The following is a 24,153-nucleotide window of genomic DNA, read 5'->3' as shown; positions in this document are numbered from 1 at the left end:
CGACAGGTGCGACGAAGAAAACAGCCAATATTAAGGAGCAAAAAATGAACGCAATTAAACGTTTACTGTTACTGATGATGGTTACCGCCCCATTAATGGCGTGTGATACAAATGATGGCGGTGCCGAGCAGCTGGGCGAAAGCTTAGATAATGCTGCAGAAGACACCAAAGATGCTATGGAAGATGCCGGCGATAAAGTAAGCGATGGTATGGAAGACGCCTGTGAAGAAGTATCAGGTGAAAACTGTTAAGTTAGCCATTGCCGATATTGCTTAGCAATATCACGCGATACCAAAAGCGGTGGCGTACTCTAGGTGCGCTACCGCTTTTTTTATATCCAAGAAGATAGCTTTAACCCTTTAACTGCCACAGCGACGGCCGGTTGTGGCATAGCGTCCTCCTTGTTCAAACCAACGTTTGCCTTACATCAAAGAGAGATTTGTTATGACGTCTGCTTGTCGTACAGCATGGCACTTAATACTAACCCTGTTGTTGATGGTAGCGGTCGCGCTCCCGGCATCGGCGATGCCGGGCCTAAGCCTCGATTTAGACAGTGGATCATCGTCGTCAGAGCAGGCCGAAAGTAGTTCGTCAAGCAGTGACTGCGAAGGGCAAGAGTGCGAGGCAGAAGACGCCGAAGCGCGCTCACAGGCGGTGGATGTGGACCATGTCATTAACGTCGATGAGGTGACCGAGAGCTGGGAAAGTGGCGTTGAGGGGATGATGGATCGACTTGGCTTCGAGTCCAGTGTTTCGGACCGCTGGGTGGCCACAGGGTTGATTCTGCTGGTGGCAGCTGTTGTCTTTTTACTTGTCAGCTGGTCGGTAAAAAAGCTTTTTAAAAAGCTTCACGCCGCGCGCAAACGGTTTCGTTTTAACCACCAACGATTAAATTTTTATCACCGTTTGATTAATGTTCTTGCGTTTCTGTTTATTTTTATTTTTGCCGGCTTGGCGGTGATGGCTGTTGGCTGGGGAGGCTCCACCAAGCTCACAATCAGTGAGACGGTTGCCTCTTGGTTTAACAGCCTGTTTAGTTTTCTCATTGCGCTTATTTTTGCGGTGATTCTCTTTGAGCTAATCTCGGCGGCCTTAGAACGGTATTTTTATCGCTTAGAAAAACGCGGAAGCTCACGCATTAATACGTTAGTGCCCATCGCGCGCAATGTATTGTATGGCGTGGTGCTGGTTATTTTTGGTATCACCGTTATTGCCGAGTTAGGTATTGATGTGACGCCGCTGCTGGCTGGTGCCGGTGTTGTGGGTGTGGCAGTTGGCTTTGGTGCTCAGGCGCTGATTAAAGATGTATTAAATGGCTTTATCATTATTGTCGAAGATTTAATACAGGTGGGTGATGTGGCGGCGGTGGGCGGCAGAACTGGCCTGGTCGAGAAAATCACCCTGCGTAAAGTTCAGCTGCGCGACTTAGATGGCCGGGTGTACACCGTGCCTTTTAGTGAAATTACCGTGGTAGAGAATTACACCAAACACTTTAGCTACTACATGTTTAACGTGGGCATCGCTTATCGCGAAAGCCCCGACGAAGTCATTGATGTGTTAAACAGCATTAGCGCCGAAATGGAAAAAGACGAAGACTACAAAGATTTAATTCTTGAGTCGCTCGAAGTACTTGGAGTTGATGCCTTTGCCGACAGCGCGATTGTCATTAAAGCGCGTATTAAAACGCTGCCTATTCAGCAATGGAAGGTGGGGCGCGAGTTTAACCGCCGCATGAAATACGCCTTTGACGAGCACAATATTGAAATACCGTTCCCCCATCAGACGTTGTATTTTGGGGAGGACAAAGATGGTACCGCACCGCCGGCGCGCTTAATGGTTGAGCGTATGACCGACGCTGATGATGCATTGCACAAGAGCGCGGATAATGACGAGCCGGCAGAGGAGGAGGGTGATTCAGGTTCGGCAATTGAGCACAAGCGCTCTCCCAGCTCGAAACGAGGTATCCAACAACCATCGACTGAGGATGATGAAGACGAGGGCTCAGAGGGCGGCGAGGGGCGCTAACCCCCTGTCGTGCCAGCCTGGGCCGGGCTAACGCTTTAGGCGTTGCCGCAAAGTCGTTTGGCCAGCGTACGACACTCGTCACTGTCCGTCCAGGCAGAGCCATCGGGTAGGCGGTATCGTGCTAAACCCGCTTCTGTGTAGTCGACCCCAACTCCAGGGGAGCTGTCCATTTGATAGTAGCCATCGACCACAACGGCTGGGTTGCTAAAAACGCCCTCATGTACACTGCGGTCGGGCTCCTCCACAAACTCCAGAATATCGGGTGTGCCCTTATTGTTGGTGTGACCAAACAGGGCGTGTTGCAGCGCCTGTACATTGCGCATTCCCTCGCACAAACCGATACCCCCCGTGTGAGGGCAGATACGTACGTCACGCCCCTGGCTGCGGGCCTGTTGCGCCAGTAACAAAATCGCCAGATTGTCGGCGATACCAGCCACGCGCGAGTAATCCATTTGGATAACGTCGATAGCGCACGTTAACTCGTGCTCAAAGCGCCCGAGGTTGGCAAACAGTGAGTCTTTAAAGACCACCGGTGAGGCGCCTTGCTCTCCGGTAGATAAAGGCACACTGAGAGGCGGCTCGTAATCGGTAAAGCTCAGTTGCAAAGAGTGCTGTATTGCTAAGTGTGCCATGGCGCTGTGGGGTGTTGTGGGCTCTTCAAACCACACGATTTTATAGGCGGGATTAAGCCGGTAGAGCTCTTTGGCGAGATGGCCAATATACACTGTGGCCGAGCGGATATCAAATACCTGGTTGCTGTCCACCGCAATTTGCAGGGGATGGTGCCGGTGATCATGCTGCTCAATGGTTTCAAACACGGCGCGTAAACGGGTTAGGTCGTCGTCTGCCGCAGCTTTGGCGAGCTGATCAAGCTGGTGCCGGCTTGCGGCTTTGCCTTGCTCGGTTAATTGCGCTCGGCTGTGTGCAAAACTAGCCCCTACTTTTATTTTAATTTGTGGCCAGCGCCGCTCGATCATTAGACGGGTCTGCGCCTGCAGCTGCTCGATACTGATGCCGCTCCAGCCCGCTGTGTTGTAAGCCAAAAGCCCGCGCTGATATACCCGGTCAATCCGTTGGGGTAGGCCTTGTTGTGCGTGCTTCAGTAGTGCCAGCGCATCGGCGGGGGCTAAAACATCGCTGATGTGCTCAAAGTCGATGCAGGCAATCAGTTGCTCAGGTTGCATTTGCGCTAACACATGCCACCCAGGCTTTTGTTGCTGTTTGGCCAGCAGATCCCACAAGCCGTTAATGATCGCGCCTATGGCCATGCGCGACATGCCGACGGCGCCGAGCCAGCCGTAATCAGAGTCCTGTAGCATCATTTGGCACAGGCGGCCGAAGTTTGTGCCCTCGTGCAAAGTATCGACTCTGATAGGTGAGTCGCCGCCAAGTAAAAAACGTGTGGCAAACTGCTCGGTTAGCTGACACATCTCTTTCAGGCCGTGACCGTTAGTAAAAATGATACTGCTACCGTTTAGTTGATGGTCACTGGTGGTAATTTGCAAATAAACGTTGGCGTACGTTGGGCCGCCTTGCGCGATGTTTCGGGCATCGCCACCAAAGCCTGTTGGCGGCGCCGCAACGGGTGTAACCCGGACGGACTGGACAGTGATCATGTCTGTGTGCCTCCTACTGGTCGCTATATAATTGGCGTTAACGGTATTAATACGAATATAGTGTCTAATAGCATAGCAGCTGGCCCGCAGGGCGGCGTTAAGGCCATCAAAGGAGAGAGTTTCATGTTACACAATGCGCTGATTTATTTGTGTGCGGCCATTATCGCTGTGCCTCTGGCAAAGCGATTGGGGCTGGGCTCGGTGCTGGGCTATTTAATTGCCGGTGTCATTATAGGCCCCTATGCGCTGACGTTGGTGGGTGATCAAACCGACGTGATGCACGTGGCCGAGTTTGGCGTGGTGATGATGCTTTTTTTAATCGGCCTCGAGCTGCAACCTGCGCGACTCTGGGCGCTGCGCCGCCCAATTTTAGGCTTGGGCGGGTTGCAGGTTACCTTGACCGCGGCCCTACTAACAGTCATTACGGTAGTGGTGAGTGATCTCAGCTGGAAGAGCGCATTGGCGATTGGCTTGGCGCTCGCGCTGTCGTCCACGGCCATTGTGTTGCAGTCGATGACCGAAAGGGGGCTGTTAAAAACGCCAGCCGGCTCCAATAGTTTTTCAGTCTTGCTGTTCCAGGATGTGGCTATTATCCCAATTCTGGCGCTGTTGCCACTGTTAAGCGCTACCAGTGGCAGCCCCGAGGCGATGACTCCCGACGCGAATTTTATTGCTCGTTTATCGGCGCCGCTGCGGGTTGGGGTTAGTGTAGCCACGATTGCTTTGGTTATTTTAGCGGGACGATTTTTGGCCGCGCCTGTGTTTCGTTGGTTGGCGCAAACCGATAGCCGCGAGATTTTTACCGCTTTTGCGTTATTTATTGTGGTGGCTATTACGGTGCTGATGCAGGAGGTGGGGTTGTCGCCGGCACTGGGTGCTTTTGTGGCGGGCGTGGTATTAGCCGATTGTGAGTATCGCCATGAAATCGAGGTGGATATCGAGCCTTTTAAAGGGCTGTTGTTGGGGCTGTTTTTTATTACGGTGGGGGCAAGCGTCAATTTTGACGTGTTACTCGATAAACCACTGCTGATTGCGCTGGCGGTTATCGGCCTTATCGCTCTCAAAGCGGCCGTGCTGATGCTATTGGCGCTAATCTTTAAGATGGGGGTTAAGCGTGGCTTATTATTCTCGCTGGCCCTGGCTCAGGGAGGTGAATTTGCCTTTGTGATCGTTTCGGCCGCCGGCGGTATGAATGTGTTTACCCCAGAGGTTGGCCAGACGGTAACCGTTATTGTGGCTTTGTCGATGCTTATCTCGCCGCTGTTGCTGGCCGCCTACGAATGGTTTTTTAGTCGCGCCGGGCAAAACAAACCAGAGCCTGCCGCGGATACGGATATCGCACCCACTGACCATGTAATTATTGCCGGCTATGGTCGTTTCGGCCAAATAGTAGGGCGCTTGCTGAGCGCGCAGGGGTATCGTTTGACGATTCTCGATCATAGCCCCGGCCAGGTTGAGTTGGTGCGCCGTTTCGGCAATAAGGTTTACTACGGTGATGCCTCCCGCTCTGATTTGCTGCGTGCCGCGGGTGGCGACGAAGCTGCGGTGTTGATTGTTGCCGTGGATGAGCCCGATCGGGCCATGCGTATCGTCACCACGGCGCAAAAACACTTTCCCCGCTTAAAAATATTGGTGCGGGCGATCGATCGTCGCCATGCTTACCAGCTGATAGCTGCCGATGTGGCGGGGCTGCGACGGGAGACATTTCACTCGGCGCTGGAGCTGGGGGTTGATGCATTAAAAGTACTGGGACAAACCGAACAGGCCGCCGAGCGGGCGGGGCAGTTGTTTGAGGAGCACGATGAAAAATCGCTGCGCAAGCTGGCCAAACTGTGGGGCGACGATAAAAGCTATGGCCGTGCGATTCGCAAAAACCTCGACGAGTTGCGCCGGGTGCTGCAGGATGATGCCGGTACAACCCAAGCTGAGGATATCGACATTCCCGGCAGCGATAAGCGTTAGGCATTATGCATTGCGCTACATTATTAATCTGGGCGTTTGTGTTGCTGTCGGGGCTGAGCAACCTGGCACAGGCTCGTGTGCTCGAAAAGCTCAGTGATACCAGTGTGCAGACGCCCCCGGTAATCCCGAGTTTAACCGCGATAGCTAATGCGGGTTATGTGCACGAGCCGATCTTTAATAGCCGCATATATTTGGTTGAAGCCGGTGTGCAACACAAAGACACGGTTATTCTCGTACATGGCTTAGGGCAAAACGGTTACCGCGACTGGCGCGGTGTTATTCCGGCACTGGCCCAGCACTATCATGTACTGGCGATGGATTTACCGGGCTTTGGGTTGTCGCAAAAGCCCGAGGGGCGTTATTCGCCTAGCCAATACGCTCGACTGTTGCAGTGGCTTATTAGCCAGACAGGGCAGCAGCGAGTGTTTTTGGTGGGGCATTCTCTCGGTGGCGCGGTTGCGTTGCGTTATGCGGCCAGTTTTCCCGATACGCTGGATCGCTTAGTGGTGGTGAGTGTCGCAGGCGTGTTACAGCGCTCGGCGTTTTTAGCCCACTCCAGCGCGTTACCGGTAAGCAGTGGTGCACTCCCCCTTACCGACCAGATACCACAGTCGTTTAAAGACATAGCGGGCGAGCAGCTGCGTGACTGGGGCAAGCAGTTGTTAAGCTTCGCCGAGCGCCTGCCTGATCCGATAAAGCTACTGCGCGCCAGCGATACGGCCTGGTCGGTGCTATTGGGTGACCAGCCCAATGCCAATGCGGCGCTCGCCTTAATGGGTGAAGATTTTACTCTGGCGCTCGGTCAAATAAGCACCCCGACACTGATTGTATGGGGTGATCAGGACCCTGTGGCACCACCGCGGACGGGGGTGCTGCTAGAGGGGCAGTTACGCCACGCCGAGCGAGTGGTGCTAAGTCAAACCGGGCATGTCCCCATGGCGCACCGGGACACCTTTAACCCACTATTGTTAGAGTTTCTTGCAAGCACTAGGGTGCCTGAGCAATCAAAGCCTCTGTCGCTATCACAGGGTCAGTTAGTGTGCCACGAGCAAAAAAATCAGTATTTTAGCGGGGTTTTTAGTGAGATAGAGTTGCACAATTGCGACGGTGCCGTGCTCGAAAATGTTCAGGCGCAATCGATTTACATTGACCGCTCCGAGGTAGAGTTGCGCAATGTGAATGTGTTGTCGCACAAGGTTGCGCTACAGGTAAACCAATCCCAGATTACCATGACCAATGGTCAGCTTATCGGAGCTTACGGAATCCTTGCCGACAATAGCGAGCTGGATTTAGCGGGGGTTACGGTGCGCGGCACCGAAGCTGCGATGAGCGCCAGCGGCCCCTCCAGCTTTATATTCTCGGTTAGCAAATTGCGCGGGCCAGGGCTCAGCCGAACCTTACATGGGGTGTATGAAATAGGAGCGTCGAAGGATTAGTCTGCATCGGCTATTTGCCTATGGATACATCGTAAATCACGCTGTAATAACGTCCTTATTCGCTGCCAACCATTAATTCGCCTTTACGCCGGCTGTGAGCGCCGATTACATTCTTGGTGTCGTTGATGCTTCTCGTTCTCTCATTGATACGGTCTATTCGTCACTCATACAGAGCAGCTGTTGCGCAGTTGAATTTACCCATAGAGCTAACCTGGTTTACCGTTCTCACCGTAAATTTCTTTTATCTCATTGAAAATAAAGCAAAATTATTATTTTTTTGGTGTCATTTCTGGCCTTTAAAAGATGCTCAGGTGCTCTTGCGAGCTTAAAGATTGACTGTTTTTTCGTAAGGCTACGTAATTTTTTGTTGTAATCGGTTACATATTTGTGGAGAATGTCGTGACGATAAAGGCAATTGTCATATAAAAAGATAACAATCTGGTATGCCCGTTTGCCCTCCCGGCTCTGGTTGCTCCTCAGCCGGCCTTGCGAGCAAAAGCCAATAAAATATAAAAGAGGCAAGTCATGAGAAAAACACTCCCTAATCAGCGAGTTTTGTCCACCTGGATTACGGCACTTTCCCTGACGGCAACTGCCGGTGTGGTCCATGCCCAAGAAACGTCCGATGATCAATTACTCCTCGAAGAAGTCGTTGTCCGCGGTATCCGCAGCTCTCAAGAGGCGGCGGTTGACGTAAAGCGCGACTCCAAAGTGATTGTCGACTCCATCGTTGCTGAAGACATCGGTAAGCTGCCCGACGTAACCATCGCGGATTCGCTACAGCGTGTAACCGGCGTGCAAATTCAGCGCACGGCCGGGGAAGGCACGAGCCTGAATGTGCGTGGTATGCCGCAGGTGCTCACCACTCTAAATGGCGAGCAGTTTTTAAGCCCTTGGTCGATTACCGATGTTGGCGCCAATTACGGTGATATTCCCGCATCAATGATCTCGGGTGTGGATGTGTATAAATCACAAAGCGCAGCGCTTTCGGCTGGTGGTATTTCAGGCGTGATCGATTTAAAAACGCGTCGCCCGCGCAACCTAGAGCAGGGCTGGACGGCCGTTGGCAGCGCCGAAGTCTCACAAGGCTCCATTACCGAAGACGACAATTACAATACCAACGCTTTTGTGGGTTATAACGGCGACCGCTTTGGTTTTACGTTGGGCGCTTTTAAGTCCAACTCTAATGCGGCCAACTACCAGATTTGGGAGGATGCCCGTCTGGGCTTTGTAAATGCCGGCGGCGATCCGTTGGATCTGAATGGCAATGGCGATTTAAACGATCGCTACTTAGTGCCCGGTGGTTATGGTGTTAGCGCATTTGTTATGGAGCGGGAGCGAGAGGGTTTTGCCGGTTCATTGCAGTTTGATATTACCGACGCTGTACAGCTGACGGCTGATGTGTTTTACACAAAAATGGATCAGTATGATCGCGGTGTGCGCACGCAGTTTAACGGAAGCAACAGTGACAATTACGATGTTTTGCGCCCCGGTACGCAAAGCCAATTCGAGACGGTGGTGCCTGCCGAAGGCGATACCCCCGAGCGTGTGATTAACTCCTTACAAGTTGCGGTTGTTGAAGCGCCCGATTTTCAGGCGACCACGCAAAGCCGGCAAAATCACACTGACTCCATCAATACTAACCTAGAGCTTAGTTACGATAACGGTGGGCCATTCACGGGCTCGGTTCGCTATATCCATGCTGAGGCCGAAAAGAACTACGCGAATGCAACCTTCCAGCAGGGCACACCCGAGTGGTATTGGATCGATGAGGATGGCGATGGTCAGGATGATCCGGTTGACCCTTTCTGGGTAACCGTTGATTACCGAGAGGATTACCCTACCTTCCAGTTTGAGGATGACCTCTCTAGCACCGATCGTCTCAACTTATTTCAGGCGTTTGCCGATGGCACTGACGATGAAGCGACACTTGATGCCGTGCGTGCCGATGCTTCGTACGAATTTGACTTTGCCGGTTTTACCTCGGTGGACTTTGGCGTTCGCTACGGTCGCCGCGATGTCGATCACACTCGCTTTATTTATATGACACCAACGGGGTACTACTCTACGTGGGCAGATCCTAACGTACCCGAAGATCTATGGTACGAACAGCTGCCGGGCGATTTTGTTTGGCAGCAATACCCAGACTGGAACGACTTTAAAGGCAATGCTGATTTGGGTATTGCGCCCTATGATGAGCTGCGCGAACAGCTTATCTCCTACAATGACTTTGGTCCGTTCGGTGGTTGGGGCGACGGTGTTGCCGCGCTAGACCCTGAGAGTCTGGATGATTTGAACGGGTTTATGAACTTTGTTTATCCGGGGGCGCAAAAGTTTGCCGACCCATCGCGTGCATACTCGGTGGTGGAAGAAGAAACCTCAGGTTACGCTCAGTTTAATTTTGAAAATATGGATGGCATTTTCGGCGTTCCCTTTGACGGTAACATTGGTGTGCGTGTGGTCGAAACCAGTCGCGAAGTCGTTAACAGCGTTTACGACCAGGGCGCGGTGCCCGAAGAGGGCACCTATTACGGTGGCGGTTATTCGGCCACCTACGGCCAACCGCAAGGTTGGCAGGTGATGTACAAAGTGCTTGGCACCGAAACGACTGAGACTTCATTTACCGATGTTTTGCCATCGGCCAATATTAACTTTTACCCACGCGAAGATGTAATCGTCCGCTTCGGATATGCCGAAACCATGTCGCGCAATGATTTGATGAACGTGGGTGAAGGTGAGTCGCTGTGGTATCAGGAGTATCGCGTATATACCCCGGACGGTAACCAAGTGGACGAGAACGGCGAAGCCTACAAAGTGGTTACCAGCCCGGGCGGTGGTAACGATCAAGGTAACCCATACATCGACCCGTGGCGTGCCAACAACTACAACATTTCGACGGAGTGGTACTTTGGCGAAGGCGGTATCCTGGGCGCCGGCGTGTTCCTGATCGAAGTCGAGAGCGCCGCACAAGCACTGCAAGAGCAGCGTCAGTACCCGGACTCGGACGGTGTGGTTCGCCGCTCTGCCAACGTCTGGACAACCAAGAATGTTCCGGCCTCCGACCTAAAAGGGTTTGAGCTGGGTTATAAGCAGGCACTGAGCTTCTTGCCAGGTATTTTGTCTAACACGGGTATCGAGGCGAACTACACCTATTCCGATAACGATTCGGGTAGTGTCGACCTGGAGGGCAACAGCTTTCCGCTTAACTCAAACTCTGAGCACCAAGCCAACCTCGTGCTGTGGTATCAGGGTGAAAAGTTGAGCACCCGGGTGGCTTACAACTGGCGCAGCGATATCTTCCAGGGGCAGGTGGGCTTGAATACCAACGAGGCGCCGATCAGTTTGGGTAATTGGTCCGAGCCGGCCGGGTACCTGGATGCCTCTATTAATTATGACATTAACGATAATGTCGCGGTTTACCTGCAAGGCACCAACTTAACCGAGACCGACTATCGCAACTATGCGCAGTTTGAAGATCAGTTCCGTTCTTTGAACGTGCAAGAGCGCCGTGTGGCTTTGGGCATCCGCGCGCGTTTGTAAATCTTTGACCTAAAAACTTGTGTAGCAAGCGCATAGCTTTGTGGGAGCCGGGAAACCGGCTCCCACTTTTTTGTTTCAGCTTCTCAGCACCTGCCCACAGGTGTGTTTTGGGCAACGCGTTATAGTATGGCTACCACAACTCACTTTTAAGGGCTGTATCATGTTCAAAACAATAATAGCCGCGCTGGCGCTTTGCTCGGTGGTTGCGTGTACCTCAGCGTCCAGCGTGCAAGCTCTGCAAACAGAACAAGGTTTTTCGGGGCAGTCTGTTACGCTGGTGGGCCGCTTTGATCAGCGCACGGATGGGCGCGCGGCGTTTACCTGGCCGGGCTCATCGGTGCAGTTTAACTTTAACGGCACAAGTGCTGCCATCCGGCTTGCCAGTGCGGCCGATATACGTTTTATGGTGGAGGTCGATGGTGAGCAGTCCGAGCTGTGGGTAAAAGCGGGTGAGGCCGATTACACACTCACCTCCGGCCTCGAAGCCAAGCCTCATCAAGTGCGATTAACCCGGTTAGCCGAGTCCTTCTCGGGGGTGACGGCGTTAGTCTCCGACCCAGTCACCGATGGTCAACTGCTGGCGCCTCCGGCCCCCGCATCGCGTCGCCTGCTGGTGATTGGTGACTCCATTACCGCGGGTTATGGCGTCGAGGGTGCCAGTAAAGCATGTAGCTACTCTCAGGAAACCAGCTCACCACTACGTGCCTATGCCGGCGTTGCGGCGCAGCGGCTTAGTGCTGATGTTCATACGATCGCCTGGTCGGGTATTGGTGTATGGCGCTCATACGGAGAAGAAACACCCCAAGCCCCAACCATTGCCGAGCGCCGCTTGCTAACCTTGGGTGACGACTTTGACAATGAGTGGGATACCACTCGCTACCGCCCCGATGCCATTATTATTGCCATTGGCACCAACGATTTTTGGCTGGGTAGTGCTCCGGGCTACCGCGCGGCGATGGGCGAATTCGTGTCGCAAGTACAAACCGACTACCCCGAGCGACCTATTTATTTAATGGTAAGCCCCATGCTCTCAGGTGACGCTCGTGCCGCTCAGCGAGCCGACCTTGCCGCCATTGCCTCGGGTGACGTTCGGGTTCTCGATTTGGGTAAAATTGAACCTGACGATGGCTACGGCTGTGACTACCACCCCAACCTGGTAACGCAACAGCGTTTAGGCGAAGCATTAGTTCAAATATTAGAGCGTGAATTGGGTTGGTAGACGAGCGAAGCTTGATTCGGTGATCTTGTTGACCGAGATTGAAACGTTTAAAAATCCGGCTCACGTTGCCGGATTTTTTGTCGTAAGCTTGCCCAGCGCTGCATCGAGATTGGCGCTTTAGGCTAGCGCTGCTGTGGCGGGCAGCCGGATTGCTATCTCGATTAGGGAGTTTTGTGTAGCTTGTGGGAGTAACGCCCGGTTATGTGTTTCGTTAAATACAAAGTTATAAAACTTTACTACTGAATTGGCTGTTAGATAAACAAGAAAACGCCACATTGCTCGATAAACTGCCGTAACACCAATAAAGCTTATGGGCTCCTCTCTGAATTCGATTTCTAGATTAGGGCCAGTTAGATTATGTAGAGGCTTATATTGATGCCACAAACAATAGCCCAGCCAAACTGACCGGAGGCAAAAAATAATATTATCAAAAGTAGTACTTCAATCATGCTTTACACATAACAGCGTAGTAGGCGTAATTTCGTTTAGACAACACGAACTCACGTCTCTTTTTTTATTGGTTATTTCGCCTGAAATCCGAACAAACTCAAGGAATTAAGGCATTTTTTGTACAATCTACCACTGTGAAAAGTCGGTGGAGTACGGATTAAGAGCTTCCGTGTGGCGCGATGTTTCCATCACGGTAAGTCTGAGCATAGGCTGCTGTTCGCTAGCTCTGGCAATCGCGCCGCTAAGAATGGCGATCAAGCCTTGAGCTGGTGCCGATCTTGAGGCGCAAGCGCCTGTAGAATTGCCTGCTGACTGACTGCCAAGAAATGTTAATCAAGTTAAAGGCGTTTGCGGATAGATAGCGTAAGTGTTGTAATCGATTACATCGATCAATAACAACAATGGGTGATAACCGTGAATGTAGCTCCCCACTTGCCGAGTGACACCGGTAAGCGCAAAACCCTTAAAAGCCTCGCGGGTATTCTGGGCTTAAGTCTAAGCGCTCAGGCCATGGATGCTCTGGCTGAGTTTGAGCCCAAAGCGGTCTCGGCTTCTGGTAACGCTAGGCTGTTCAGTGCCGCACAATTGCTGTGCGCGGCCGCCTTAGCCGATATTGTGATACCTGCCACCGATACCCCCGGCGCTACTGGCGCGGGCGTTCATCTTTATCTCGATCATCATGTTCAGGTGTGTACGTCGGCTGCACAACAGACGAGTTTGTTGCGGTTTCTAGATGCTATTGACCAGCAGTCGCAGGCGGAGTTTGGCAAGCGTTTTTCAGAGCTCAGCGAAGCCCAGCGGCAGACGTTAACGGCGCTTTTGCATGAGGGCACAACACCGTTTAGTGAGGGTGAGTCGCAGGTGTGGCGGCAGTTTATATCGCTGGTGACGTTTGCCTATTACACAAGCGAAGTAGGTGCCACCCAAGAGCTGAGTTATCTGGCGATTCCCGGCGGATACGATGGCGACGTGCCGTTTTCCGACGTGGGTCGGTCTTGGTCGTTAGCGCCGTTTGTCTAACTATAAAAGCTGAGTGTAGCTATGTCTTACCCCTATATTAAAGCGGCGAAAGAGCCATTTGATGCCATTGTGGTTGGCTCCGGTGTGACCGGTGGCTGGGCCGCTAAAGAGCTGACCGAAAAAGGCCTTAAAACATTGATGGTGGAGCGTGGCCAAGCCGTAGAGCATCGTAAAGATTACACTGGCGAGGGCGTAAAAGCCTGGGAGATGCCTCAGCGTGGTCGTCTGGATGCCAATACCATTGACACCGATTTTTATATCCAGAAAAAGTGCTATGCCTTTAACGATGCGACTAAAGATTTTTTTGGCAATGATCGGGAATATCCCTATAAGCAAGAAAAGCCATTTGATTGGATTCGCGGCAATGCACTAGGTGGTAAATCGTTGCTGTGGCACCGCCAGAGTTATCGCCTTAGCGAAATGGATTTTAACGCTAACGCCACAGACGGTCATGGGGTCGACTGGCCCGTTCGTTATAAAGATCTAGAGGCCTGGTACAGCTACGTTGAAAAGCACGTTGGTATTAGTGGTAGTAAAGAAAATTTAGCCGTTTTACCCGATAGCGAGTTTCTACCTGCCTTTGAGTTTAATCAGGTTGAGAAAACGGTTAAAGCACGCATAGAGAAGCACTATAAAGATCGAAAAATGATCATGGGGCGATGTGCACACCTATCGAAACCGTCCGCGCAGCATTTGGCTCAGGGTAGGGTGCAGTGTATGGCCCGAAATGAGTGTCAAAAAGGCTGTTCGTTTGGGGCGTACTTCTCAACTCAAAGCTCGACGTTACCCGCCGCGATGAACACTGGAAATTTAAAAATTGCTACCGACAGTGTCGTGCATAGTGTGATTTACGACGATAAGCAAAATCGGGTAACTGGTGTACGAGTGATCGATTCCGCAACCCTTGAGGTGCGGGAGTATTACGCCAAAATTGTCTTTTTGTGCGCATCTACCTTGGGCACCACCCAAATTATGCTTAACTCTAAAAGTGAGGCGTTTCCCACGGGGTTGGCTAACTCTTCGGGTGCCTTGGGGCATTATTTAATGGATCATATTTATGGTGTTGGCGCTACCGCGCAAGTGGAGGGCTTTCACGACAGCTACTATAAAGGTCGCCGCCCCACCGGTATTTATATTCCGCGGTTTCGCAATGTGGCTAAACAAGAAATGGACTATGTGCGAGGTTATGCATTTGCCGGTAGTGCCCAGCGTGATAGCTGGCAGTCGTTGGCCGGTAGCGGTTTGTATGGTAAAGCCTTGAAGGATAAAATTCGTTCGGCCGGTGACTGGAGTTTTTATCTGGGCGGGCAAGGTGAAATGCTACCTCATTATGAAAACCACGTTCGATTGGACGACACCAATGTCGATAAATGGGGCATTCCGCAGTTAATAATGAGCTGCGAGCACCGTGACAACGAAAAGAAAATGATAACTGACATGGGAGAGAGCGCCGCTGAGATACTACAGGCGGCGGGGCTGAAGAACGTTAAAGCCCATGTTAACCCTCGCCCGCCTGGTTTAGCGATTCATGAGGTGGGCACGGCGCGGATGGGCGTCGATCCCAATACGTCAGTACTCAATGGGTTTAATCAGGCGCATGATATTCCCAACCTGTTTGTAACCGATGGCGCAAGCTTCGCCTCTAGCGCCTGTCAAAACCCTTCGTTAACCTTTATGGCATTAACGGCTCGTGCGTGTGATTACGCGGTTAAACAGCTCGCGGCCGGAAAGCTTTAGTGCGGGCTTGCCAGGAACTTTATAACAGTTTCCTCAGTGGATAATAACCGGGCGCGCGCCAAGGACGCCCGGTTGATCTTTTGCGGGGTACTGGAAAGCTTTTAACAGAAGCTTGACGAAAGTAAATTTCGTTGAGGTTAACCTCGGCAGTCGTTAACTGAAAGGCTCACAAAGGCAGGTTAACGCGCTGCGAGGGCTTGGTCGATCAATTTGATTGTTGCTTGCGTTCCGTCTGCTTCAGATAAGTGCTCCCCTTCGTATTCGGCACTGTAGTAGCCGTTAAATCCCGCGTCTGTCAGTATTTTGAAGCAAGCGGGAACGTCTATGGTTGTCTCTGCTCCCTGGGCGTTAAAATCAAATGTTTTAACGCTCACGCCACGGGTGTAAGGCGCGAGGTCTAGCAAACCTTGGGTTCGATCGTAACGGCGCTCTGGCGTTAGGTTCCAGCCGCCCATAAAAAAGTTGTCTAAATCTGTGAGTACGCCAATATTATCGTGGCTGGCGTTCTCTATAAGCATTGCAAGCCAGGCGCCGTTGCTGGAAGGGTGTCCGTGGTTTTCTACTAAGACCTCTAATTCTAAAGGCTTACCGATCTCAGCCAGCGTGTGCAGCGATTCGGCGCACTGGTTTAGTTGTGCCAGATAGCTGCCATCACCATAGGCGTTCACTCGCACTTGCCTACAGCCGAGTTCGGCGGCGGTATGCATCCACACTTTGTGTTGCTCAATAGCGTGTTGCCGTGCTGCTTTGGAGCTTGCCCCCAGGTAGCCTGCTTGGTCGCACATTAACATCTGAAACCGGGTGCCTGTGTCATCGGCCAGACGGTTAAATTCGGCAAGCCATGCGCTGTCCTGGGCTCGACCATAAAAACACAAATTGACCAGGTCTATCGCTTCTATACCAAAGTTGCGTGCTATCAACGTTATATCGCGGGGTGCGAGTTTCCCTTGCAGCACGTCATTGGGGCTGGTTTTTAGCAACTTCAGAAACTGCTCGTAGTTATTGCGGCTGTCACCAAAAATAGCTCGATGGAAGCTCCATTGAGACAATGATGCGCGTTTGGGCGTAAGGCTGCGAAAAGTTGTTAATGTGTTAATGGCTCGCGCGCTTGCGCTAAAGGCTACACTACTAGAGGCGAGTAAACTTAAGCAGCTTCGTCGGGAAAGATTCATCGGTGTAATTCCTGTAAAGCTTAATATGAAAGCTCCTAATGAATGCAGCGGTTGCTGCCACTTGTTAGGGGGCTATTAGTTTGGTACGAAAACCAGCTTGCCGAGTACCGATTTTTGTCGCAGCGCGCGCATCGCTTCACTTAGTTCAGTAAAACCTACGCTGTTGAGTTCGGTACACGCAATGTGCTTCGCTTCGAGAAGATGCGAGAAATCATTGCCAAGTTCTAGCAGTAAACTGGGATTATGAGTGTGCGCTGAACCCAGGCTAAGTTGATGAAAGCTTAGGCCCAGGCTAAATGAATTTGCGTATTGCTCGGGTCGTAGGGTGCGTACCAAGCCACACAGTTCACCTTCAAAGCCCAGGCTGTTTGCGCATAAAACGTCATTATCGCCCCCGGCGGCATCAAGCGCGATTTCTACACCGGCGTTGTCGGTTATTTCACGCACCTTTGTCACGACATCTTCATGTTGATAGTCGATAGCGTGCGTGGCTCCTAGTGACGTTACGTAGGCGTGTTTGGCTGCGGAGGCCGTGGTGATAATCGCTCTTACACCGTAAAATTTAGCCAACTGAATGGCGAAGGTGCCAACCCCGCCAGCACCTCCAGTGATTAAAATAGAGTTTCGCCGATCGACGTTGAGTTTGTTTTTTAATGCATGTAAGGCGGTCCAGCCGGCACAGGGGGTAGCCGCAGCCACAAATGGACTTATTGCGGGCATTTGGGTAAGGGTTCGTGAGTCGTGCAGGGTATATTCGGCAAACCCGCCGCAGGAACGAAACATGTTGCCGTGATATAGAACCTTGTCGCCCAAGTTCCAGCCGGTTACTTTATCACCCAGCGCAACGATCTCACCGGCCACATCCAGCCCCCCAACAAAGGGTGTCGTTTGGTCGAAAACACTTTGATACCAGAGGTTAACTTTGCTATCAACAGGGTTTAAACCAGTCGCAAGTACTCTCACTTTAACGTCATAACCATAGGCTACTGGCTCGGGTATGTCCTGTACTAAAAAATCATCGGTACTGACCTGATAAACCAACGCTTTCATTTAGTCCTCCGCCACGTAGTTGATAGTTAGGCCTTTAATTTCTAGGTTGCGCCCTTTGGTGTCTTGCGAAAAACGCAGAATTAAATCGCCTTTGCCTTGTTTTAGGTTAGCCGTTACTGTTTTGTTCGCCCAGATTTTGGTAGGGGCCTCGCCAGTGGCTGCTAGCCGTTTTCCTGGGTGAGCTTTGGCGAGGTGAGGTGCAAACTCATCGAGAGGCACTAAATTTTTGCCCAGTAATAGCTGCGCTTGGCCGGTGTACGATCCATCGGGGGTGCCGTAGTGCAGTGTGATCTGGTATCTGCCCGCGCGCGTAACCTCGACCGGCCAACGGACAGCGCCTGCTTCTGGTGCTTTACTTGTAAGCCAGTCGTGGGCCCAACCATCTTTAAAGTGGTAGTCAACACCTTCAGTAATGATTTCAGCCTCGTGCGCGGGAAGTTGTGTCCTTGGCGCTTGCGCAAGCCCCAGAGGAATACTCAGAGGCTGGTAGCGTTCTAAGCGGGTGGTTTGATACCAGGCGATATATTCCGCTTTAAGCTTCTTGAGTACGTTGGGCTTTTGTGCGCTTAGCTCAAGCTTTTGTTGCGGGTCTTTGTCTAAATCGTAAAGCCGCCATTGACCGCTATGGTCGACAATGGCTGCCCATTTACCCTTGCGTAGCGAGCCGGGCGCCATCTGCACAGGGTTTTCGGTGGGGCGGCGCGTGTTTCTGAAGTGGTGGGTAAACAGCGGGCGTTGGTAAAGTGTCTGATCGCGGTTGTTGGAAACTAGTACCCCACTTAAATCGCTACCGTGAATGGGTTTGCCCGCGGCAGGTGTTACGCCGCTAAGTGCTAGCAGTGTGGGTAGAATATCGATGTGTTGGCCGGGCACCTGCGTGGTTTTAGGCTTTAGTTTATGTGGCCAGTAAAGGGCAAACGGTACCCGCACACCGCCTTCGTCCAGTTTACCCTTCCACCCCTTAAAACCGCCGTTGTATCGGGTATTGCCAGCGGGAAAGGCGGGGCCGTTATCCGACATAAACACCACAATGGTGTTAGCCAGTTGAGGTTGTTGCTCTAGTGCCGACAAAAGGCGCGCGATATTGTTGTCGATATTTTCGACCATACCGTAGACGCTGGCGTCAGTCGCATCCAGCCCCATCATTGCGTATTTGTCGAACAATGTTTGTGGTAACTCGAAGGGGCTGTGTGGGGTATTAAAGCTTAGCATGGCGAAAAACGGTTGGTTATCCTGCGCCATAAATGCCAGTGTTTTATCGGTGAGTCGGTCGGGTAAGTAGCCGGTGAAGGCTGTCGTTTGCTGGTTGTGCAGCACGGTGCCATTAAAGTAATCGGTCAGATGGCCGTCGGCAAAGCCGTAGAATTCATCAAACCCTTGCCCGTTTGGGTTATAGGGGTATTGCAAGCCATTATGCCATTTGCCAAATAGTCCGGTGCGGTAGCCTGCCTGTTTAAAGTGCTCGGCGAGGGTGACTTCATCGCTAAACATTTTTTCGCCCCCGCGCGTGACACTGTAAACGCCAGTTGCCAGAGAGTGGCGCCCGGTCAAAACACTGGCGCGAGTAGGGGAGCACACAGGGCTTGCGTAAAAGCGGTCAAAGCGCACGCCCTGGTTCATTAAGGTATCAATGCTGGGGGTTTTTAAGGTGGTGTTACCATTGGCTGATACATCTCCCCAGCCCTGATCGTCGGTCATAATAAGCAGTACATTGGGCTGTTGGGTGGTTGATGTGGCGGCCTGCGCTACCAGTGCCCATATCAGAGTAATTATCAACACGAGGGGTCTAATCATATGCATTGTATTTTCGTTAAAAGACATAAAAAAAGGGCGCGTTAACTTCTGTTAGCGCGCCAAAGGAGAGCCCATGCTATGACAGCGCGAGCGAACTAGGGGACTGCCCAACACTCCCCTAGTCTAGTTGGCAACCTAGAAGGTTGCCCGTACGCCCATTGTGTAACGAGCCTCGTACTCATTTTGCCAAGCGAACTGATCCTTCCACTCCAGGTAGTAGGTTTCTTTTTCGCCCGTGAGGTTAGAGGCATTTACGAACACGCTAACATTGTCGTTGATGTCGTAGCTTGCCGAGGCGTCAACGTAGGAGGTTGAATCCTGCCAAAGTGTGCCGCTGCCCCAGGTCTGGTTAAAACCAACGACGCGTTCGCTGCGGAAGTTGTAGGCCAGGCGCGCCTGGAAGGGACCAGACTCATACCAACCCACCAAGTTAATGACATCTTCTGAGTTATCCTGAAACGGCAGGTCGTCGCCGTTAAGCCCTGCGTTGCCCGAGGAGCTAGGCGAGTAGGTATAGTTGGCGTCGACACCGAAGCCATTTAGAAAGTTAACGTCTAAGAAGTCGTCAAAGGCGAGCTTGGCTGCCAGTTCGACACCTTTTAATACACCGCCGTCACCTTGTACGCTGGTGTTGACGTTGACCGTACGACGCACTACACCATCCTGGTCCGGCAGTGCCATTTCTACCGAGCCGCTTTCAATAAAGCTCTCGACATCGATGTAGAACCAGTTTGCCGATACGGCGCTCGCACTACCTAAATAGTATTCGAGCGAGAGGTCGTAGTTGGTTGCTTTCCATGGGTCTAGCTCTGGGTTGCCGGTGGAGTTGGCGGCGTTGACAATAAACTTACCAAAGGTATCGCTATCGGCGTCACCGTCGAGTGTGTAAGACGGTGTGAGAGCTCCGCCCCACTGTGCCAGATCCAGCGGTGCAATGGTGCGCGTCAACGAGCCACGAACCACTAAGTTTTCAGTCAAATCAAAACGCAGGTTTAACGATGGCAGTAAGTCATCAAATGAGCGCTCGGTAACGATGTCGCCGGTATCTGCTGCAGCTGCGCCGTAAGGTTGTGCTGCCCCCACTTGGTTTTGTACAACCGTTAGGTCGGTCTCCAGCTGACGCAAACCAAAATTACCGCTCATGATGCCCGTGGCGAAGTTCGCTTGAATGTAGTAGCTGGTCTCGTCCAGATCCACCTGGTAGGACTGACCAGGGTTGTTGGAGCGGAAAGTTCCCGGGTACAGATTGCTGTGATAACTCTCGACGTTTTGCATGCTTTTGGGGTCGACAGACCAAATGGTAGGGATACCCGACACCCCACCAAAGTCGCTGACTTGTGTCGCGCTAAGATCGCTGATCGGAGTGGGTACACCTGCGGTGTAAAAATTATCGCCGTCACCGTAGGTGCACGCCTCGGGGATACCGCCACCATTTAAGGTAACATCGGTGGCTTTCCATTTAACCGCGCATTGCGCGTCACCGATCGGGGAGAGAAGATCGAATACGTCGTTGTCGATGCTACGCTCGCTTAACCGGGCTCCAAACTCAATCGAGGTAATAAAACCGTCGTTAAAGCGATACTCACCGTCAAAGCGCGCTACATTTAACTCACCCTCCTGGCTAAAGTTGTTCTCCGAGGTGAGGGCGCCCAATGCGTAGCTGTTCACATCGTCGAGGTAGGAGTTAATGGTGCGTGCGTCGCCTACCGCGTTGCCGTCTATGTCTAAGTTTGCATTGTTATCAAAGCCTCCCCAAGATGGGTCGCTACCGCTGTAATCCACACTGAGGGTGGGGAAACCGTGGTAGCCGCCGGGGTTGGTTTGCAGTTGGCCATCGGCGCAGTCACCTTGGGTACCCGCCGTGCCAGTGGGGTAGTACTGACAATTTACGCCCCATTGGCTACCGTCTGCCAAATCGATGTCCATATAGCTGTTGAGGCGCTCTTGCTCGGCCGAACCGTGAACTAAACGCAATGAGCTGGTAAACGCACCGCCGTTATCGTAGTTAAGTTCGATATTGTAGTTTTGCGACTCTGCATCTTGTGACTGAACCGCCGAGTAGGTTTTGATGCGGCGACCATTGCCGGTGTATTCCTGAACGGTCGAAAGGTTTGCGCCATCGGCCATGGCATCTTTGGGTGTAGACTGAGTGGGTTCAAACCAGCCCCAACGGTTCCACTTGTCAGAGTGGGCAATGCCCATCATGTAGTCATTGTCGTCGAGCTCGGTAAAGAGTGCCTCGGCAACCACCTCAAAGCCTGCCCCTAGGTCCACTTGCAGCGCTAAATTGGCGCCAGTGCGTTCGCGTTCGGTAGAACGGTTAAATGCCTGGTGGCCTTGGTAGGCCCAAAAGGTGTCGTCGGTGTCTCCATCGCCGTTAACGTCAGTAGGGTCGCCGTAGGCCCAGCTCTCGGTGGCAAAACCGCTCCAGCCAGCGTTTTCACCGCCACCAGCCATACCTGAGTAGTAATTAGCGAGAGTGGCTTCTTGGCGCGATACGGCGGCCATAATACCAATGCGCTCACTGTTCCAGTTGAGCAGAATGTTCGCGGATGGATCTGTTTCTTGAGTGTCTGCACCTTGTGCCGCCTGCACCGAACCCGAAACGGTAAAGCCTTCGTCAAAATCAAATGGGCGGTAAGTTTGCAGATCTACTACGCCTGTGATGCCGCCGGGGGTATAGCTAGCGGTTTGCGATTTTGCCACTTCGGCGCCAGAGAATAGCTGCGAGGGGATATCGCTAAAATTGGGTTGCACGGTGGTTAATGAGTTGGCGCCCAGGTACGACTCGCCATTGAGTGTTGTGAGTACTTGCGGCATACCGCGAATGTTAAGTGCGGTACCCTCGCCGGCTGAGCGGCGAATTTGCACACCGCTGATGCGCTGCAGTGAGTCGGTAATCGTCACATCGGGTAATTTACCGATATCTTCAGCGGAGATGGCATCGACCACTGAGCTTGCATCGCGCTTAATGTTGACGGCATCGGCTTGGGCTGCTCGCACGCCGGTGACGACAACTTCTTCAAGCATCTGCGTATCGGTATCCTGGGCTAATGCTGGAAGGCTGAGTCCGGCAAAGGCAATTGAGGTTATACACTTGGCTAATAGATTTTTATTAAAATCATGGCTCTTTTTCATCAAGTTACTCCTTATCGTTATCGATAACATTTATTGTTGCTTTGACAATTTTTGGGTTGATAGTGGTTGATAAATGATTTTTCGGTAATCGGTTACATTTTTTCGCCATTATTTTTATGGTTTACCAGTAAAAAATACCTATTTAAATTCTGTATCGCTTTGTTTTATGGTGGATTTTATCTGTATGGGCCTCTATCACTCGCTTTTATTTAAAAGAGACTCTCATACAGATGAAATCGGTTACATAACTTAAGTCGCCATGCGCATAAATGCAAGTGGTTTCTTGGGTGTTTTGTTTGGGGGGCGTATTCTGTTGCCCGGATGGGGTTTTGTTAGGTGCGAGCAGGGTCCGGGTTCATCGATAATCTTTAACTTTAAGGTACAAGCGCTGCCATCCGGCTTGCCTGTATGGCCGGTGTACGCTTTTTGGTGGATGCCGACGATGAACAGTCCGAGCTTTTGGTAAAGGTGCCAGAGGCAAACTTACTAACGTTCTGGCTGCAGACCATATTATCCGGGTTCGAAGAACCTTGGCCATGTCACTTATGTGGGCATGGGGTGGTGCAATCCCCACTTTTCTGTCGAGCTCTTTGTTAGGGGCGATGCTGTGGAAATACAGGCTAAGTCCAGTCCCGTTGCGTTTCCGGTCGCCGATGATGCAAGGGGCGGGCTTTACCATTGATCGATTTTCTCAATTCAGTGAAAGCATTTAAATCGTGACAAAGAGGTTGCGGGAGCTGAAATAGAATTGGTTAACAACGCCTTAAATAAAAACAATTATGCAATAAAGGTTAAGCTCGAAGGGTTGCTTTGTGATTGAGGTGTTGGGGGGAGGGGCTGCCAGTGCGGCAGCCTTGAACAGGTGTATCGGCACTTTCCCAGGGCGGGCTACTCGGCCATATATTGTATACGGTTTAAAGAGAAGCGTTCACGCCGCTCGCTAAGCTGCTTTTGTATTTCCTCTACGGCGCGCTGCTCGGTTGTTGTGTGCAGAGCATCAAGGGAGCGAGAAAAGTGGTTTCTCATGGATATCCGGGCGGCGTGTGGGTCTCTGGCTTTTAGTGCCTCGAGAATCGCCCGGTGCTCTCTGATCCGCCGTTCACCGTCTGTTTTACAAATTGATTGGTGGGCGGTTTTTATTTCAGGCAAATTTGCCTGAATATCCCATAGGTGCTGGATCATATTGATCAAAGGCCGGTTTTGCGTGGAGCTCGCTATGATCGTGTGAAATTTTCTGTCGGCAACTTCAGAGGTGAGGTGGCCATCTTCATTTTCACGGGCCATATCGTCTAGCGCGCTTTGCAGTTCGCTAAGCKCCTCTTCCGACATGGTTGAGGCCGCTAGAGCGGCTACTTCTGATTCCACGAGTACACGAGCTTCCGTGACTTCAAAGGGGCTAAACTGGCGCGGGTCGTTGTTGTTGGTTTTAAACGTCTTTAGGGCATACACCCCAGAGCCGGTTTGCACCTCAACTCTTCCCATTACCTCAAGCGCGATAATAGCCTCGCGAACCGTTGGCCGGCTTACGCCGTAGCGCTCTGATAATTCGCGCTCTGGAGGCAGACGAGCTCCCGCTGGAAACTCGCCAGAATCGAGCGCAGCCAACATTTTTTGTGCGATCTTGCGGTAAGAGCGTCGATTGCCGCTACTAGTGCTGTCGCTCATGGAGTCACTCCTGCTTTATATAGTAATTACCGATAACCCATCAATGCTAACACAATCTGCTTAATTGGTAATACCGATTAGCAAGTTAAAGCAGCATCTGGTCGAGTATGCGGTGACGATTATTAACAACTTCTTTGGCGGTAAATTCTACTCTTTTGGCCTGATAGGAGCAAAGTTAATCGTGATTCCGGTGTGACGTATCTGCCCTATGGGGCTGTGTGGTGGATGCTCGCTGCTCTACAATCCGGTAATAATAATTGGTTGACACATTGGGTGTTCTGTTGGTAGTCTGTCTTTGCAGTTGAATGTGATTACCAAATTTAACTTGG

Annotated in this window: 14 protein-coding genes; 8 read left to right on the top strand and 6 right to left on the bottom strand. The window is 51.8% G+C overall.

What is annotated here, in order from left to right:
- Positions 1–44 precede the first annotated feature (44 nt).
- Positions 45–251 carry a hypothetical protein gene (locus SD69_RS16205; protein ID WP_041524038.1) on the top strand — a complete coding sequence of 69 codons (207 nt, stop codon included), beginning with the start codon at positions 45–47 and terminating at the stop codon, positions 249–251.
- A 193-nt stretch (positions 252–444) separates the two neighbouring features.
- A complete protein-coding gene (locus SD69_RS16200) occupies positions 445–2,025 on the top strand; it encodes a mechanosensitive ion channel domain-containing protein (protein ID WP_084591622.1) in 1,581 nt (526 codons plus the stop codon).
- A gap of 35 nt (positions 2,026–2,060) precedes the next feature.
- Here SD69_RS16200 and SD69_RS16195 read toward each other — a convergent pair whose 3' ends face one another.
- Complete coding sequence (locus SD69_RS16195) at positions 2,061–3,641, bottom strand: enolase C-terminal domain-like protein (protein ID WP_041524037.1); 1,581 nt, start codon at positions 3,639–3,641, stop codon at positions 2,061–2,063.
- A 123-nt stretch (positions 3,642–3,764) separates the two neighbouring features.
- On the opposite strand from SD69_RS16195, the gene SD69_RS16190 reads away from it, so the two are divergent.
- From SD69_RS16190 to SD69_RS16165, 6 genes are all read left to right on the top strand, one after another.
- Positions 3,765–5,603 carry a monovalent cation:proton antiporter-2 (CPA2) family protein gene (locus SD69_RS16190; RefSeq protein ID WP_041524036.1) on the top strand — a complete coding sequence of 613 codons (1,839 nt, stop codon included), beginning with the start codon at positions 3,765–3,767 and terminating at the stop codon, positions 5,601–5,603.
- Between the two features lie 5 nt (positions 5,604–5,608).
- Positions 5,609–7,039, top strand: coding sequence for an alpha/beta fold hydrolase (locus SD69_RS18250; RefSeq protein WP_052481279.1), 1,431 nt, complete (start codon positions 5,609–5,611; stop codon positions 7,037–7,039).
- Between the two features lie 525 nt (positions 7,040–7,564).
- Positions 7,565–10,579, top strand: a complete 3,015-nt coding sequence (locus SD69_RS16180; protein WP_041524035.1) for a TonB-dependent receptor — start codon at positions 7,565–7,567, stop codon at positions 10,577–10,579.
- 160 nt (positions 10,580–10,739) lie between these two features.
- The gene (locus tag SD69_RS16175; RefSeq protein WP_041524034.1) at positions 10,740–11,798 is read left to right on the top strand and encodes an SGNH/GDSL hydrolase family protein; all 1,059 of its coding nucleotides are present in this window, start codon (positions 10,740–10,742) and stop codon (positions 11,796–11,798) included.
- 864 nt (positions 11,799–12,662) lie between these two features.
- Complete coding sequence (locus tag SD69_RS16170) at positions 12,663–13,268, top strand: gluconate 2-dehydrogenase subunit 3 family protein (protein ID WP_052481278.1); 606 nt, start codon at positions 12,663–12,665, stop codon at positions 13,266–13,268.
- A gap of 21 nt (positions 13,269–13,289) precedes the next feature.
- Complete coding sequence (locus SD69_RS16165) at positions 13,290–15,005, top strand: GMC oxidoreductase (RefSeq protein WP_041524033.1); 1,716 nt, start codon at positions 13,290–13,292, stop codon at positions 15,003–15,005.
- Between the two features lie 179 nt (positions 15,006–15,184).
- Here SD69_RS16165 and SD69_RS16160 read toward each other — a convergent pair whose 3' ends face one another.
- The 5 genes from SD69_RS16160 to SD69_RS16140 all read right to left on the bottom strand — a co-directional run bounded on the left by SD69_RS16160 (position 15,185) and on the right by SD69_RS16140 (position 23,824).
- The gene (locus SD69_RS16160) at positions 15,185–16,177 is read right to left on the bottom strand and encodes a sugar phosphate isomerase/epimerase family protein (protein ID WP_052481276.1); all 993 of its coding nucleotides are present in this window, start codon (positions 16,175–16,177) and stop codon (positions 15,185–15,187) included.
- A gap of 75 nt (positions 16,178–16,252) precedes the next feature.
- Entirely contained in the window at positions 16,253–17,227 is a 975-nt protein-coding gene (locus SD69_RS16155) for a zinc-binding dehydrogenase (RefSeq protein WP_041524032.1), read from the bottom strand.
- Complete coding sequence (locus SD69_RS16150; RefSeq protein ID WP_198144118.1) at positions 17,228–19,006, bottom strand: arylsulfatase; 1,779 nt, start codon at positions 19,004–19,006, stop codon at positions 17,228–17,230.
- A gap of 150 nt (positions 19,007–19,156) precedes the next feature.
- Positions 19,157–22,159 (bottom strand): TonB-dependent receptor, encoded by a 3,003-nt coding sequence (locus tag SD69_RS16145; RefSeq protein ID WP_041524031.1) that lies wholly within the window; start codon positions 22,157–22,159, stop codon positions 19,157–19,159.
- Between the two features lie 888 nt (positions 22,160–23,047).
- Positions 23,048–23,824 carry a FadR/GntR family transcriptional regulator gene (locus tag SD69_RS16140; protein WP_041524030.1) on the bottom strand — a complete coding sequence of 259 codons (777 nt, stop codon included), beginning with the start codon at positions 23,822–23,824 and terminating at the stop codon, positions 23,048–23,050.
- Positions 23,825–24,153 lie beyond the last annotated feature (329 nt).

This window comes from Gilvimarinus agarilyticus (genome assembly GCF_000832015.1).
GTDB lineage: Bacteria > Pseudomonadota > Gammaproteobacteria > Pseudomonadales > Cellvibrionaceae > Gilvimarinus > Gilvimarinus agarilyticus.
Note: the sequence above shows the minus strand (reverse complement) of the source record. Positions and strands in the feature narration are given on the sequence as shown.